At 40.2% G+C, this 15,334-nt stretch carries 14 protein-coding genes; 1 reads left to right on the top strand and 13 read right to left on the bottom strand.

What is annotated here, in order from left to right; all coding sequences use genetic code 11:
* Nucleotides 1-89 precede the first annotated feature (89 nt).
* The 13 genes from JL001_RS06845 to JL001_RS06785 all read right to left on the bottom strand — a co-directional run bounded on the left by JL001_RS06845 (nt 90) and on the right by JL001_RS06785 (nt 13,899).
* Nucleotides 90-3,095, bottom strand: a complete 3,006-nt coding sequence (locus tag JL001_RS06845) for an AsmA-like C-terminal region-containing protein (protein ID WP_200975383.1) — start codon at nt 3,093-3,095, stop codon at nt 90-92.
* A gap of 149 nt (nt 3,096-3,244) precedes the next feature.
* Nucleotides 3,245-3,859 (bottom strand): NADPH-dependent F420 reductase, encoded by a 615-nt coding sequence (locus tag JL001_RS06840; protein ID WP_200975382.1) that lies wholly within the window; start codon nt 3,857-3,859, stop codon nt 3,245-3,247.
* 252 nt (nt 3,860-4,111) lie between these two features.
* Nucleotides 4,112-4,900: an inositol monophosphatase family protein gene (locus tag JL001_RS06835; protein WP_200975381.1), complete on the bottom strand. Its 789-nt coding sequence runs from the start codon at nt 4,898-4,900 to the stop codon at nt 4,112-4,114.
* Nucleotide 4,901: 1 nt separating this feature from the next.
* The gene (gene rsmI, locus JL001_RS06830; protein ID WP_200975380.1) at nt 4,902-5,588 is read right to left on the bottom strand and encodes a 16S rRNA (cytidine(1402)-2'-O)-methyltransferase; all 687 of its coding nucleotides are present in this window, start codon (nt 5,586-5,588) and stop codon (nt 4,902-4,904) included.
* The gene (locus tag JL001_RS06825) at nt 5,588-5,818 is read right to left on the bottom strand and encodes a 4a-hydroxytetrahydrobiopterin dehydratase (RefSeq protein WP_200975379.1); all 231 of its coding nucleotides are present in this window, start codon (nt 5,816-5,818) and stop codon (nt 5,588-5,590) included. The genes rsmI and JL001_RS06825 overlap by 1 nt, the downstream gene beginning before the upstream one ends.
* Before the next feature lie 11 nt (nt 5,819-5,829).
* Complete coding sequence (locus JL001_RS06820; protein ID WP_200975378.1) at nt 5,830-6,096, bottom strand: DUF493 family protein; 267 nt, start codon at nt 6,094-6,096, stop codon at nt 5,830-5,832.
* A gap of 109 nt (nt 6,097-6,205) precedes the next feature.
* On the bottom strand, nt 6,206-8,314 hold the full coding sequence (locus JL001_RS06815; protein ID WP_200975377.1) for a peptidylprolyl isomerase: 2,109 nt from the start codon (nt 8,312-8,314) through the stop codon (nt 6,206-6,208).
* Nucleotides 8,315-8,404: 90 nt separating this feature from the next.
* Nucleotides 8,405-9,670, bottom strand: a complete 1,266-nt coding sequence (locus tag JL001_RS06810; RefSeq protein WP_200975376.1) for a hemolysin family protein — start codon at nt 9,668-9,670, stop codon at nt 8,405-8,407.
* Nucleotides 9,670-9,885, bottom strand: a complete 216-nt coding sequence (locus JL001_RS06805) for a hypothetical protein (protein WP_200975375.1) — start codon at nt 9,883-9,885, stop codon at nt 9,670-9,672. The genes JL001_RS06810 and JL001_RS06805 overlap by 1 nt, the downstream gene beginning before the upstream one ends.
* Before the next feature lie 25 nt (nt 9,886-9,910).
* Nucleotides 9,911-10,462, bottom strand: a complete 552-nt coding sequence (gene lptC, locus JL001_RS06800; protein ID WP_200975374.1) for an LPS export ABC transporter periplasmic protein LptC — start codon at nt 10,460-10,462, stop codon at nt 9,911-9,913.
* Nucleotides 10,463-10,587: 125 nt separating this feature from the next.
* Nucleotides 10,588-11,892 carry a hypothetical protein gene (locus tag JL001_RS06795; protein WP_200975373.1) on the bottom strand — a complete coding sequence of 435 codons (1,305 nt, stop codon included), beginning with the start codon at nt 11,890-11,892 and terminating at the stop codon, nt 10,588-10,590.
* An 11-nt stretch (nt 11,893-11,903) separates the two neighbouring features.
* Nucleotides 11,904-13,187 (bottom strand): hypothetical protein, encoded by a 1,284-nt coding sequence (locus tag JL001_RS06790; RefSeq protein WP_200975372.1) that lies wholly within the window; start codon nt 13,185-13,187, stop codon nt 11,904-11,906.
* Nucleotides 13,171-13,899, bottom strand: coding sequence for a type III pantothenate kinase (locus tag JL001_RS06785; protein ID WP_200975371.1), 729 nt, complete (start codon nt 13,897-13,899; stop codon nt 13,171-13,173). Before JL001_RS06785 ends, JL001_RS06790 begins: the two co-directional genes overlap by 17 nt.
* A 166-nt stretch (nt 13,900-14,065) precedes the next feature.
* Here JL001_RS06785 and JL001_RS06780 point away from each other — a divergent pair, with 166 nt between their 5' ends.
* Nucleotides 14,066-15,145 carry an anhydro-N-acetylmuramic acid kinase gene (locus tag JL001_RS06780; RefSeq protein WP_200975370.1) on the top strand — a complete coding sequence of 360 codons (1,080 nt, stop codon included), beginning with the start codon at nt 14,066-14,068 and terminating at the stop codon, nt 15,143-15,145.
* The last annotated feature ends 189 nt before the right edge of the window (nt 15,146-15,334 follow it).

Genomic DNA, 15,334 nt, shown 5'->3' with positions numbered 1-15,334 from the left:
CAGTGACTTCTTAGTGCCCTTTGTGGTTAGGCATAAAAAAACCGGGCAAAGAATCCCCTGCCCGGCCAAATGAAACTGTTTCACTATTTTCATTCAATTGGTTTAGTCTTGGTCGTGTCTGTCTTGGGCTTGGACTTGTTGAAAAATCCTTTGAGTAAATCCTTCACTTCATCCGCCGCTTGGTTTTGCGCTTCTTCCACCTTTTTGTTCAGTTCCTTCTTAGCACTGTCCTGAGCTGCATTTGCTTTGGCTTTCAATTCTTGTTTGACACTGTCTTCCTGTGCCTTGAATTGCTCTGCCACTTGGTTCTGCAACTTTTCACCTTCAGCAGAAGCCCTTGACTTCAGGGCATTGGTGATCAAAGCTTCCATGCTGTTTCCACCGGCCAAGCTGATTTTTGGCTGTTGATAAGTACCTCCCAGATTGATCGCAACAGGAATATTGGTATCCCCCGTAGCCTCAGTACCAGAAATGGATGCCAATAAACTGTTGGCTTGACTCCCTAACTTTCCTGCTGGTACTTGCATATTGACCAAGTAACTGATACTTCCATCAAAACCAGTACTTCCCTGAATATTGGCCTGGTAATCCCACAATTTGATATCGAAAGGGCTCACATTGAGCATGCCATCTTTGATTTCTGCTTTTAAATTCAGGTCTTTGATCTCTAAAGTATTTCCATCTTTGAGTTTGGTCAATGAGGTAATGCCACCGATGATTTTACTATCTTTCAAGGCCGCCTGAGCCACTTTAATCAGTCCGTCTCCATCCAGCGAGGACAAAACAGGCATCATGTCCTGGCCTAGGTTTCCAGATAAAGAAAAGTTCGTGGTAAAGTCACCATTAAGGTGCTCTGCAATGGGTGCAAATGCCTTGATGGTATTGAAAGATTTAAAGGCTTCCTGAATACTCACTCCCAGCATATTGAAATCCATATTGAATTTCGGGTCTTTTATATTCTGTGTATTATAAGCACCATTCAAAGTGAGTTGTCCCCCCATGGTGTTCATACCCGCATCCTTGAACGTCAAAATGCCATCTTTAAGGGTCATCATACCTTTGGCATTGGTAAAGACCAAATTATCATACAACACCTCATCCGCCTTCACAGACATGGTGAAATTGACATTTTTCGGCAATTCTATCAAAGTAAGTGAAGTTGTATCTGCTGTCGTTTCTTCACTCTCGGTCATCCACTCATTGATATTGAATTTGCTGGAATTGATGTCCATTCTACCGGTCAACACAGCAGTGTCCTCAAAAAGGTAAGCCATGTAGTTGCTCAGGCTACCGATGGCTTGAACGGGACTTTCTCCTAGTCTGGCATCGAATTTTGTCAAATTAATAGCTTGAGGACTGAAATCCCCATTGGCCTGATGAATTCTTATTCCCTGAGGAAGGTCTTTATCCGTATAATAGAAATCCGTTAAGGCAATCTGCCCACTTGTGCTCAATCTATTGTAGCGTTCCGCTTCCACATCGGCATAACTTCCTTTGGTGTCAATATCCGCCTTGATTTTACCGTCCATGATCACCTCTTCCATCGGAAAGATTTTACTGATTTTCCCTAAATCCACTGTACCGTGAATAGCACCATCCCAGTTCAACTGGTCCAAATCACTGACTTTCATATTTCCTCGAATCTCCTCTCCTTCCAGTTTAAACCCAAAATTCGACAGGTTAACTAAGAAATCACTCATCTTACCCGAATTGTTTTGAATAGTCGTATTCGCATTCAAATCTTCTATAGGCGCTGGATATTCTTCACTTTTTACATAGCCATTCGTAAGAGCCATCTTGGCATTGATAGCAGGAATAATTTCTGCTACACTGTCATACCTTCCTTTTGCCGTAGCATCCACATCCAAAATCCCTCTTAGCTCCATTCCTTCAATGGGGAAAATAGAAGTCAGCTCTTCCAAGTTCAGCTTCCCTTTCAATTGACCATCCACATCGTAAGTAATCAAGTTTTCTAAGAGCAATCTACCTGAAATTGGATTGGAGCCGAAAGTCAGGTTAAATGCCGGGATATTCACTTGGGTATTGTCTATATTTCCTGTTTCATTTTTGACGGACATATCCACATTGATATTGTTGACTGGCTTGGGCAAGTCTGGATATTGGAACATCCCGTCAGCTACTTTCAAGGAAACCTCAAATTTAGGAAACTGTGTCTCATTATAGCTTCCTTTCAGGTAACCTCCAAAATCCATGGTTCCAGAAGTATTGATCCCATCAAAGGATTCCGTGTAAATGCCCGGCACGAGGGAAAGAACACTTTTGAAACTATTTTCCCTTCCTTCAAAAGTCAGGTCAAAATCAATATCCTCACTGGGCATAGCCAAAAAACCGTCTATGCCAAACATAAAATCATTAAGTCCAAACTGTCCTTCTCCAAAGGTGAACTTCATTTGGGTCATATCTACCTGGATCTCGGTGTCTGCGGTAAAAACTTTATTGCTTAGATAATTGACCTCTTCATAATCCATCCTGGCAATATTGGTACTGATCTTTCCATTGAGATCATATACATCCGCTGTAAAATCACCATGACCTTCCATATCAAAATCCTGCAAAGCCAAAAAATATTTCAACTGCCTGTCGTCATACACAAAATTGACATCTTCAATTTCCATCAGGTCAATCCCCAACTTAAAATTGGAAGGCTCTGCTGCCACCGTGTCTTCTTCGCTTTCCATGGCTATATCATAGTTTGCGGTACCATCCTCTAATACCTTGACATAAATACGTCCTCCTTTCAGGTGTAATCCAGTCAGTTCAGGATAATCCCCAAAAATAACAGACATCAAATTAAAGTCCACTTGGAAATTATTGACATGCGCCAAGGTATCATTTTCAAAAGGTGCATTTCCTTTTACGCCAAATTCCTTTACAGTGGCTGAAATATTGGGAAACCTCTTGAGCACACTCAAACTGATATTATCAATGTTATAATAAACTTGAGCGTTAACCGAATTAGCAATTTCTTGATCTATGCGCGCTACAATTTTATCTTTAAAAATAAAAGGCGTCGCAATCAAGGCCACCAATAAAAAGGCAAATACTGCCAAAATTATAATTAATGTCTTTTTCATAACCATTAGATTTTAAACCCAGTCTGTTTTTTGACTAAAAATTAAATAGCAGACGAAGCTACATTATTTATGCATCAAATTTGATGCCTCATAAAAAAAGGGACATGATTATGTCCCTTTTTTAAAATAATATGTCTTCTAAAAACTTCTTAGACCGACATGAGCTTGAAATGATAATCTATTTTTTCATTTTTCTGATGGCTGATCTGCTTTCTCAAATGATAAATAGCTTCCAATAGTGGAGCATTGTTAAGGTCTCCAACATCAATCGCCCTAAAGCCAATTAATTCGATAAGTCGTTTGATCCTGAACTTATCCACTTCCGCATTGCCACAGAAATAAGTTTCTTTTACCAATTCTAAAGGATCAGAATTGGGGTAATCCAAGCCAAGGTTATTAAAACCCTTCAATACCCTCTCGTATCCTGATTTCTCTTGAATGTATTTAGTATTGCACCCAAAATTAGGGTTATAGTTGCCATTGGTACAATCCAAAATTATTTTGTCCGTACTTTCCAATTGGGAAAGGCAATGGCAAACCAAAGGCAAATATTCATTCTCACAGCAAATTAAAATGACATCTGATCTATTGATGGCTTCACAGTAGCCAAAAACCTTGTCTTTCTGCATGCTTAGAATTTTCCATTCTATTGGCCTTAGTTCAAATTCTTCCCTTACCCCAAACACCACATTTATACCCATGGACATGTACTTGTTGCCTAGTGTGGTTGAGAGTTTAGTTCCTCCGATGATTCCTAACGTCATGGTCTTCATGTTTAAAAGTAATCCTCTAATCTTTTAACGATATTGGCGTGGGTTTCTTTTCTTTGGTGAGGGAAAAGAACTTGGATGATTAACGTCGCTAAAAGTTTATACTTGTATAATCAATTGAAAACTATAAAAAAAACACTGAAGAGCCAAATTTATTTTGGTATAAATAGCTTAAAACAAGCACAATACATTTTTAATTGGTCAAAAAACCAAAATATAGATTTCAATAACAGCAATTAGGGAATTTTACCAGACTTTTTTTATTTGATCACACAATTCTTGGTGGATATTACCGTTACTTGCTATAATTTGTCGACCAAATATGTAATCATCACCACTATTGAAATCAGTCACTTTACCTCCGGCTTCTTGGACGATCAATAAGCCACCAGCCACGTCATAGGAATTTAGGTTATACTCAAAATATCCTTCTACCCTCCCAGAAGCGACGTAGCATAAATCCACGGCAGCACTTCCAATTCTCCTAATCCCATGAGAATTTATCATAAAGTATTTTAGAAGTTCCATGTATTGATCCACCTGCTCAAAATCATAATACGGAAATCCTGTAGCAATTAAACTGGATGAAAGGCTTGGGGCTTGGCTGACACTGATTTTTGTGTCGTTACAGTAGGCACCGCCATCTTTGGTAGCATAAAAACACTCGTTATTATTTACCTCATACACCACGCCCAAAATGATTTCGCCTTCTTTCATCAAAGCTATGCTGACTGAAAAAACGGGAATGCCATGCACAAAATTAGTAGTCCCATCCAATGGATCAACGATCCAGTTGTAAACATCCTCCTGTTTATTAATAGTCCCTTCCTCAGTGATAAACCCAGCTTCAGGCAAAATCTGCTGCAGGCCATTTACCACGATTTTTTCGGCTTCCTTATCCACATAGGACACCAAATCATTGAATCCTTTGTGTTCTACTTTGTTGAGGTCAAAATTTTGTCTTTCTTTTCTGATAAAAGCACCGGCCTCTTTGGCAACGATGATAGTTTGATCCAAAAGTGATTTTAATTCCATCTTAATTTTTTCCTGATACGGTGATTACTATTTCTCCTTTTATGGTGTTTTCTTGATAATATTCGACTAGTTCTTCCAAGGTCCCTCTGATATTCTCCTCATACAGCTTTGTAAGCTCTCTAGAGACGCAGGCTAAGCGGTCTGCACCAAATGCCTCTTTGAACTGTATAAGGGTTTTTAAAAGCCTGTGTGGGGACTCATAAAATATCATGGTCCTGACTTCTTCTTGTAGATTTTCTATCCTTGTCTTCCGGCCTTTTTTATGAGGTAAAAAACCTTCAAAAACGAAACGGTCATTGGGAAGGGCAGAATTGACCAAGGCAGGAACAAAAGCAGTAGCTCCTGGCAGGCAGTTCACTTCCAGCTCAGCCTCTCTGGCTGCCCGCACCAATAAAAATCCTGGATCGGAAATCGCTGGTGTACCTGCATCACTCACTAGGGCAAATCGCTCCCCATTCTCCATTCTGGAAATGAGTTTTTCTACTGTCTTGTGTTCATTAAAAATATGATAACTCTGCAATGGGCGCTGAATCTCGAGGTGCTTGAGAAGTTTGCCCGTTGTTCGGGTATCTTCTGCTAGGATAACGTCTACTGTTTTTAATACCTCGATGGCCCTTAAAGTAATATCCTTCAAATTCCCAATAGGTGTGGGGACCACAAACAAATGGGTATGCTTTTCTTCAGTCATCAGGTCAGTTGATCTATTGCCTCAGCCAGCTTTCTGTCTTTGTCAGTAACCACATTTCCTTGATCATGTGTGGTAAGCTCTATGGTCACTTTATTATAAACATTGCTCCAGTTAGGGTGATGCTGGTGGGCTTCTGCCAAAAAAGCGACCCTACACATAAAAGCAAAAGCTTCTGTGAAATCTGAAAATTCAAATGTCTTTTTTAATCGGTTGTTTTCCTCTGGCCACATAACTGTCTTTTTTAAAGTGAGATAATACCTTCTATCTTTGAAGCCTCCTCATATACTTTAATAATTGCCTCACTGTCTTTCATCATGGCTTTGATCGTAGCACTGATATAAGTCCCCTTGGCAGAGGCTTTGAAAGTAATTTCGTTGTTCGGCAATAATCGCTTTACTTCATCCTCTTTTCCTTTAGGCACAATAAACTTGAACATGTACAATGCAGGAAAAGTAGTCTGCTCATCCAGTTTTTCTTTGAACGCTGCTTTATCAAATACTTTATTCATAATTATCGAATTTACTTTATTAACGCGATAGATAAAAAATTAAATCCATAAACAAGAAAATCCCACCCTCATTAGAGGATGGGATTCTTTATGATTTAACCTTCTTCCATTAGAAGAATTTATATCTAAAGTCTTTCACATTGGCCAACTCTTGAGCAGCCATCATGATCATATAAGTAGTTCTTTGTTGCGCGCTGGCCTGCAATTGGTTTTGGTACATGCTATAGTCAGCCACTTCACCAGCAGGAGTAATGCTGTTCAGCTTAGCTACTATCACCCCAATATCCTCTTTGATAGGCTGGGTTACTTGTCCTTGTTTCAGGCCAAATACCGCTCCAACAGCTTTAGGAGCATAACCAACTCCTGGAATCGTATTATCACTTAATTTTAGGTCAGCAGCAGTACCTACAGAAGCATATTCAGGAAAAACTTCCTTCATTGCTTCTAAGCTCTCCTTACCTTTTAGTTTCTCACTGATATAAGCTGCCTTCTTTTCGTTTCTTACTTGAGCCATCACTTCAGCTCTTACTTGATCCAAAGTAACATCTCCTTCTTCAGTTTCTCCTCTTAACATAGCCACCACATACGCATTGTCCAATTCAAATACAGGTGAAACACTTCCTACGGAAGCATCATTGAATGCCCATCTTACGACTTCTCTGGCTCCTCCAAGATTGTTGATACTTCTTGCATTGGTACCAAGGCTATTAGCCTGAAGCACTCTGTATCCATCTTTCTCAGCATTTGTTTTGAATTCATCTGCGTTGCCTGTATTAGCAGCAAAGTAATCCGCATTTCTGAAAATCTCATTTCTGGTCGCATCACTTGGTCCCAATTCAAGTTCCAAGGTTGCCAGCTTCACAGTAGCTGTTTGAGGCATCTCGGTAACAGAAATGATATGGTAACCATACTCTGTTTCCACCAGGCTGTTGATAAGACCAGTTGACTTCGCTGCAAATACCGCATCAGCAAATGGCTCTACAAAATCCTCTTTGGCGAACCATCCCAGATCACCACCCCTTTGGGCAGTTCCATCTTGTCCATATTGCTGAGCAGCAGCAAAGAAGTTACCACCGTCTTTTAGTTCAGCCAATACTTTCTCCGCTTGAGCTTTCGCTTCTGCTTTAGCAGCATCATCCATTCCCTGAGTACCAAACAAAATATGGCTGGCTCTCATTCTAGGTGTACCGTCAAATTTCTGGGAAACCTTATAAGTCACATAAGTGCTTCTGTCCGTAATATAAGGACCATACACTGCTCCTTCTTCAGGATCCTCCACATTGGAGGTCAACAAAGCTGGAAGTTCCTCACCTGGCAAATATGTTCTGAATGGATTGGAAATTTCTGAATTTCTTAATACAAAAACAGAATCGTTGGATGCACTGCTTAGCTCCTCAGTCAATTGAGAGATTTGCTGAATCACTGTTGCAGAATCTTCTCCGCTTGGATAAAGATCAAACCTGATATAAGAGATATCTCTGGTATTCGCTCCTTCAAACTTCTCCTCGTTTTCAGAAAGGTAGGCTTTTAGATCAGATTCACTGATACTAACCGCTGAATCTGAAACTGCATAGAATGGAACAAACAAATGCTCGATATCGGCTACAGAACTTTGCATTCTGTATTGCAAAGCACCTTCCTCTTTGTTCGCAAAGGAAGAAGCCGCCAATAGGTTGTCATATTTGATTCGAAGCCTAGAATCAGCGAAAGTCTGTTCTTGCTGTGCCCAGAAAGCTCTCTGCTGTGCAGGTGCTGATTCCAAAGACTGCAAGAAAGCAATCAATTGCTGTCTGTCGAACTGGCCAGTTTCTGGGTTGGTCAATTGCTGACGTAATTCCGCCACAATGTTTTTACCCTGAACCATGTCCACCAATTCCTCATCAGAAATGGTCATGCCCAACGCTTCATACTGCTCAGAGAATACACGCTTCACTATCATGGCCTGCCATGCCTGCTCACGAATGCTGTACATCTCATTCTCTGATGGATTTCTACCAGTGTTTTGTTGGTAGTTTAATTTAAACCGCTCTACTTGGTCAATATACTCCTCATAGGAAATTTCCTCTCCGTTAATTTCACCTACAACGGTATCCCTGCCTCCTAAAAGCATTGAATTTGGGCCCAATAAGTCTCCCCCTACAAGGAAAAGTATCAACCCTACTGCAATAACACCGATTGCAAGACCTGTTCTCTGTCTGATTTCTTTTATTAACGCCATTCTTCTAGTTTTTGAAGTGTCGCAAAATAATTACATCTAGCGGTAAATTCAAAATATTATCACTATCAATAAATTACTTATTGTACTCTATTAGGTATTTATCTTTAATTTTACTGTATCAATACGGTGATCCTGCTTGGAAACCACCGTAAATGTGAAGGGGCCATAAGTAGCCGACTCACCTTTTTTAGGAATATTTTCAGTTACTGAAAGGATGAATCCAGAAAGGGTATCGTAATCTCCCTCCGGTAAATTCCAATCATATTTTTCGTTCAGGTAATCTATTTCATGTCTGGCACTCAATAAATACTCATTATCTGAAATCTCTTGCTCAATCAAGTCATCATTATCATATTCATCCTCAATCTCCCCAAAAATCTCCTCGATAATATCTTCCATACTTACAATGCCACTGGTGCCACCAAACTCATCTACCACCAAGGCCAAGCTCTTTCTTTCGGCAATAAACTGTACCAAAAGCTCATGAACCAAAGCCGTCTCGGGCACGATAATAATGGGGGTGAGAATATCTGTGATCTTTTTAGGCTTCTTGAACAGCTCTAAGTGATGACAATAGCCAATGACATCATCTATATTTTCTTTGTAAACTATGATCTTGGAATGGCCACTCTCCATAAACGTTCCTTTCAGATCCTCAATACTGTCCTCCTCATCTACCGCCACAATGTCTGTCCTTGGAACCATGCAGTCCCGAGCCTTTACCTTTTTGAACTCTACTGCATTGTCAAAGATCTTGGTATCGATATCCATACCTTCATCTCCTTCAGTTTCCAAATTGTCCTGAATAAAGCTATTGAGATCGGTAATTTTAAAAACCGGTTTGTCCTCGCTGTACTCCAACCCCAAAACATGTGTAATAAAAAGCCTGGACATCCCCACAATCAACCACACAATCGGATACATGATGTAATAAATCACCGTAAACGGAACAGCAAAAAAGCTTAACAAATTATTGGGATTGAGCATAAAAATGCTCTTGGGAATAAACTCTGCTGTGATCAGTACAATAAGAGTAGATATAATTGTCTGAATGATCATTACGGCTGCTTGATGGTTCAGGCCTTCAGGCAGGTAAAACTGAATGGTAGGCTCCAGCAAATAGGCCATAAAAATACCATAAACCACAAGTGACACAGTATTGCCAAGCAGGGTAGTGCCAATAAACTGGCCAGGGTTTTTGACAAATCCTGCCAATACCTTTCCCGTAAAGCTTCCCTGCTTATTTTGCAACTCAATCTGCAGTTTATTGGCAGACACAAATGCAATCTCCAAGCCTGAAAACAATGCTGAAAACAATAAGGTGATGAGGACGTAGCCCAAATAGTGATATTCCATTATCTGCTTTTTTTCTTCCTGTCTTGTTGCTGACCTACTTCTTCCTGATCTTGTTCAGTCCACTTTGTTTTTAAGTACTTGTACCAAAATAACATGGCCACAGCAAACATAAAAATAGGATATGAAAAAGTAATGCCTTGGGTCATGGTGACATGCGTCCCTATAATGACCAAAGCAGCAGATAATGATAATAAAATTATTCCTTTTAGTTTCATATTATTCCTATACCCATAAAGGTATCTAATTTTCAGTATTGGATGGTCCCTCTTCGATTACAATCGGACTATCAACAATTTTATAGAAGGTATATTCATTGAAGCTTTCATCAGCTTCCATTCCAGTCCCGTGAATAACCGTTCCGTTTTTCTTTGTGACCGTTACAAATTTCTCGGTAAATATTATTCCTTTTCGCTCATCCCAAAAAAGCTCTTCGGAGTTTAGCTTATTGCCTTTTTCGATATTATGAACCCGGACATCTCCTTCTCCGCGGTACAGGTTCTCTTTATGATCGTAATAAGCTCTATCAGCCCTAATAGTTGAACTGAGTACACCATCCGTTTCATAAAAGTGGATCAAAATCCCCTCTGGAAATTCCATATCATTATTAGAAAACACCAATTGCCTGGGTGCCGTCATCTTAATCCGAACTACTGCCGAATCACTTCTGAAAACCTCCATGGCTGTAGTCACTCTCACAGGCCCATCATAGTTCTCCAATTGCCTCAAATCCACACTTTCCCGACAGGAAGCAGCCATTACAATTACCAGAAAAATAAAAGCGACTCGTTTCATGTTACAAATCTATCAAATTAATCGTGTTAATTACCAAATAGCAATACGAGTAAAGCAAAAAGGCGGTTATAAAAACCGCCTTTTAAGTATGATCAGGAGAGCTAATGCTCCTTATGTCAATAATATTAATCTCTGGTTTTCAAAGAAACCGTCTGACCTACCCAACATCCAGTGCTGATGGTTTGGCCTACTTGGTAACCTTCAGTAAACAACTCCTCTTTGGAAGGGAAGCGTGCTTTGGCACTAGCCATTCCTGAATTGTCACCTGCCTTGGCGAAGGCATCATAAGCAGCGATAAAGATAGAGTAATCTTTTACACGGCTCTGACCACCTCTACAATCATTGGCAGAGGTCATGTACAATCCACCGATCAAAGACCAAGCATCAGAAGCCAATTTGGAATCCAACTCAGCCGCTTTCATTGCAGACTGTCTTGCAGCTGACTTCTGACCAATTTTAGCTTGTGCTCGCGCCAAGTCAAAACTAACTTCAGCTCTCTGAGCATCATTCTCAGCCAACTCAAGTGCTCTTTGGAACATTTCCACAGCTTTAGCAGGCTCATCGCTTTGAATATATCTCATTCCCCTTACTTGAGAAGTAGAGAAAGTTGGATTATCATTATCCACTACCTCCAATGCCTTTGTAAAGGTTTCAGAAGAAGTACATTTATAGGTAACAGAATACTGGAAAATTTGTTTGGCTAACTTGACATTACTCGGGTCTGCTACTAGTTTTGGTCCCATTTTATTTTCAATGAAATCACAATCGATGATTTCCATATTTACCAAAATTTGGTCAAGTGTATTTCTCTGTCCTGATACATCTTCTCCAGCAGCTTCCGCTTTATCCAATCTTGCATTAAGATTTTCATATATCGCCAATACCTCCTCAGGAGTGTAAGCATTGTTGTATGCATTATTCCTATACACCAAATCAAAATAGGCAGGAACCAAACCAAAAGTGTTGATTTCACCATTTAGTTCAATATCTCTAGCAAAGAAAGAAGCCGCATCTCCAACTTTGTCTTTATCACTTCTATAGTATCTGTAACCGTAATAAGCCTTGTTTTCAATCCAAGCAGCCTCATTATTGTATTTCTCAGCTCTCAAATCATAAATGGTCATTACAGAATCTTGATAAATCTTTTTCTGAGCTTCATCGGAAGTTTCATCAGCAGCACCATTATAAACGGTGACACCATTGATATAAATGGCCTCATTAAGGTCTGGTGCATTGACCAATAACCAGTTCAAAGGTTTGGTAGCCGCAATAAATTGATCGGCTTTCATGTAATCGTTGTAGGCAGCGTTATACTCCCTAGCCTTTGATTCCAAGGCTGAATCAGAAGGCCAGTTCCAGTTATCCTGTGCCTGTGCCATGCCCGCTAATGCAAAAGACAATAACCCTAATAATGCAAATTTAGCTTTCATACTTATTATGTTTATTCAAATACTTTTTTGTAGAACCAACTGTTATCATTGATGGAGAAGCCAAGTGAAACCTTAAAATAGTTTTCCTTAACCAAGCCATTTTCTGTTGTACCTCTCTGTCCCACTTTCACAGCCATGTTTAAGAGTGATAAGCTGTTCATAGGAACAGAAGCTCCAAAATTAATGCCAATATCATTGACCTTATTTTGGCCTATCAGATAAGGGGTTTGCTCAAATTCAACCCCTGCCCGGAATGTAGACCGCATAAAAGCACTCTCCAAGGAGTAAATATCGGGAACAAATTGTCCACCGAGGCCTACTTTAAATGAATTTCCAAGACCTTCATTTAAGCCTATGAAAGATTCATATTCCCTAAAATCCTGATGCTGAGCCTCAAGACCAATTACAAATTTATTGATTTTTTCGAAAGATATACCATAACCTAACTTATTAGGTAAATAAATACTACCCTTTTCGTTATTGAATACGGTCTGTCCATTTGAATCCGGATCGCTAGCTTGGCCAATATCCGCCATTTTTGCAAACTTTTTTCCATCTAAGTCACCAAAAACGTGATAAATAGCGCCAAAATTCAACCTACTGCGCTCCCCGGTACGAATTGCATAATGTGCCCCTCCCTTAAAGGAAAAATCATTCAAACTTAATCTGTCATAATATTCTGAGGAAACACCTTGTAAAACACCATCCTCATCCACTAAAGTAAGCTGTTGTCGTTTTATCGTAGATCCGAAGATGTAAGATCCATGAAAACCAAGGTTAAAATTCCTGAAAAGCTCAAAACCAGTAGAAATATACACTTCACTAATTCCTCCTCTTCCTCTTATCCTGCTCACAGAATTCAAGTCCGAATTGACTACGGGAGCCTCCACCAAATGTTCAAAATCAACCGTACTGATTTGGTTTAGTCCCATACCTACTGTCCATTTTCTTGGTTTGATAGGCAATGACATTACCACATTACTCAGGCCACCACCATCAAGGGTAGAAGAACTGGTAGCTGTTTCGGCAGTGAACCGCTTGTAATTGAAAGCAGCTTGAAAATTAAACACATTGTTTTTTACTGAAAGGGCAGGGTTCACCTGATTGACAGACCAAGCATCGCCATAACTAATCCCTAGGCCACCCATTGCTTGGTTCGGTGTCAGCCCGGAGTTGTTCATGTCTCCGATCCCGATAGAACTATAGGTAGAGGAACCAATCTGTCCTTTTGCTTGCGTAAATATGAAAATGGCACAAAATGCACCAATTAACTGCAGTCTAGTTTTTATTGACATTGTAAATTAAAATTCTATTCAATCCATGCAGGACCAAATTGGGGATTACAAATATGTGGTCTTTTGTTAAGCTTTCAAAGAATTTTGCATCACCTCCACAAATAAAGACCTTTAAACCTTGATGTTGATGCTGATATTGGCTGATAGTTCCTTCTATTTCCTTTTGGATCCCATAATAAACGCCGCTTTTCATCCCTTCCACCGTATTCTTTCCGATGAAACCAGGTGGCTCATCCCCCATAACCATTTCAATCAATGGCAATTTGGCGGTCTGGCGGTTCATGGCCTGAAACCTCATTTGCATACCAGGGCTAATGGCGCCTCCCAAATAACGATCAGCGCTATCTATAAAATCAAAAGTGATACATGTGCCCAAGTCCACACTCAAAACTGGCCCTTTCTCTGCAAGACTGTAGGCTCCAATGGCCGCAGCCAGACGATCAAGTCCTAGCGTATGTGGAGTTTCGTAATGGTTTTCCACAGGAAATCGTGCCTCCCTGTCCAAAAACAAAAACCCAAAAGGTAGCATCAACTCCAGCTCTTCCTTATTCCAGCGCACAGAACTTACCATGACATGGTCAAAGGCCCATTCTTCGATATGACCCCTGAGTTCATCCATGTATTCCACACTGAATTCCTCTCGAAGGGTCAATCCTTCAAACAACGCTGCTTTTATCCGAGTATTTCCTATATCTATTACTAGATTTTTCAAGCCATCACCTTTTTTTGTACTGCTCCTTAAGCCACAAAACAGGACTTTTCCAACAAGCAATACAAGCCCAAATTTCGGCGCTAAATTAAGGAATTTAAAAAGCGGGTTTGAATTACACCGTTTAAAATTATCTTTAAGTCCTCAATTTTAACAAACTTTAACCCTTATGGAATCCAGTAGAATTTACCGTGTCATTGGCTTGATGTCCGGAACTTCCGGGGATGGCCTGGATGTAGCCTATTGTCATTTTACTTATTCAGATCGATGGCATTTCACCATAGAAAAAGCAAGCACGCAAGAATTTCCTGATGAACTGGGTTCCAAGCTGGCCAATTCCCATACCTTGTCCGGTGAGCAGCTTTCACTGCTGGACCTGCAATTTGGCCGATGGATGGGAGAGGTGGTCAAATCATTTTGCGATAAGCATAAATTAAACCCTGAAATCATTGCTTCTCATGGTCATACTGCCTTCCACCAACCCCATTTGGGATTTACGAAGCAAATCGGCTGTGGATGGAGCTTGATGAAAGCCTCAGGCTTTCCGGTCATCAACGACTTTAGAAGTTTGGATGTTGCCTTGGGTGGGCAAGGGGCACCATTGGCACCCATTGGCGATCATTATCTTTTTGCAGACTATGAATTCTGCCTTAACCTGGGTGGTATTTCCAATATATCCATGATGCACCAAGGTAAAAGAATCGCTTTTGATGTATCTCCCTTTAATTTACTGCTTAATCTTATCGCAAACCGAAAAGGCCTCGCCTTTGACAGAGGGGGAAAATTGGCTGCTTCTGGAAAAGTCAACCAAGACTTTCTGAACCAATTAAATGCCGCTGGCTTTTACCAGAAAAAAGGGGCAAAATCTTTGGGAAGAGAGGACATGGATCAAACCTTTGTTCCATTGATTCAAGCTCAAAAGGATATTCCTGAAAATCTCTTGGCTACTTTGGTAGAGCATTATAGCCTGCAAATCTCCCAGGTAGTATTAAACCATGCCTTAGATAAACCAGCTAGGCTATTGGTAACTGGCGGGGGGGCTTACCATAGCTATTTTATTGATAGGCTTCAAGCTTACTTAGGAGACAAAGTCGCTGTAGTAGTTCCCTCTGCTGAAATCATTGAGTTTAAAGAAGCTTTGATATTTGCCTTTTTAGGAGTGAGGAAAATAAGGAAAGAGCCCAATTCATTTGCATCAGTCACTGGAGCAGATACCGACAGCTGTGGTGGGACATGGTATTTAACCTGAAATTTCAGAAGTCCCCTTTTTCCTTGATAGTATAGATTTGCTGGAGTTTTTCGTTAAATTACCATATGCCACTTCTGAAAACGAAAAAGGTAATTTTAGTCTCAAAAACCCAGATAAACCCTATGGAAACTTATTTTAAGCTAAGCCAGAATCAATCAAGGCCGAAAGACAACCAGTTCAGACACTTTT

Source organism: Echinicola sp. 20G (assembly GCF_015533855.1).
Classification (GTDB): Bacteria; Bacteroidota; Bacteroidia; order Cytophagales; family Cyclobacteriaceae; genus Echinicola.
This window is presented reverse-complemented; position numbering and strand designations above follow the sequence as displayed.

Bases quoted from the DNA above. Each gene is read 5' to 3' on its own strand.
- JL001_RS06845 (WP_200975383.1), bottom strand. From the start codon at position 3,095: ATGAAAAAGACATTAATTATAATTTTGGCAGTATTTGCCTTTTTATTG.
- JL001_RS06840 (WP_200975382.1), bottom strand. From the start codon at position 3,859: ATGACGTTAGGAATCATCGGAGGAACTAAACTCTCAACCACACTAGGC.
- JL001_RS06835 (WP_200975381.1), bottom strand. From the start codon at position 4,900: ATGGAATTAAAATCACTTTTGGATCAAACTATCATCGTTGCCAAAGAG.
- rsmI (WP_200975380.1), bottom strand. From the start codon at position 5,588: ATGACTGAAGAAAAGCATACCCATTTGTTTGTGGTCCCCACACCTATT.
- JL001_RS06825 (WP_200975379.1), bottom strand. From the start codon at position 5,818: ATGTGGCCAGAGGAAAACAACCGATTAAAAAAGACATTTGAATTTTCA.
- JL001_RS06820 (WP_200975378.1), bottom strand. From the start codon at position 6,096: ATGAATAAAGTATTTGATAAAGCAGCGTTCAAAGAAAAACTGGATGAG.
- JL001_RS06815 (WP_200975377.1), bottom strand. From the start codon at position 8,314: ATGGCGTTAATAAAAGAAATCAGACAGAGAACAGGTCTTGCAATCGGT.
- JL001_RS06810 (WP_200975376.1), bottom strand. From the start codon at position 9,670: ATGGAATATCACTATTTGGGCTACGTCCTCATCACCTTATTGTTTTCA.
- JL001_RS06805 (WP_200975375.1), bottom strand. From the start codon at position 9,885: ATGAAACTAAAAGGAATAATTTTATTATCATTATCTGCTGCTTTGGTC.
- lptC (WP_200975374.1), bottom strand. From the start codon at position 10,462: ATGAAACGAGTCGCTTTTATTTTTCTGGTAATTGTAATGGCTGCTTCC.
- JL001_RS06795 (WP_200975373.1), bottom strand. From the start codon at position 11,892: ATGAAAGCTAAATTTGCATTATTAGGGTTATTGTCTTTTGCATTAGCG.
- JL001_RS06790 (WP_200975372.1), bottom strand. From the start codon at position 13,187: ATGTCAATAAAAACTAGACTGCAGTTAATTGGTGCATTTTGTGCCATT.
- JL001_RS06780 (WP_200975370.1), top strand. From the start codon at position 14,066: ATGGAATCCAGTAGAATTTACCGTGTCATTGGCTTGATGTCCGGAACT.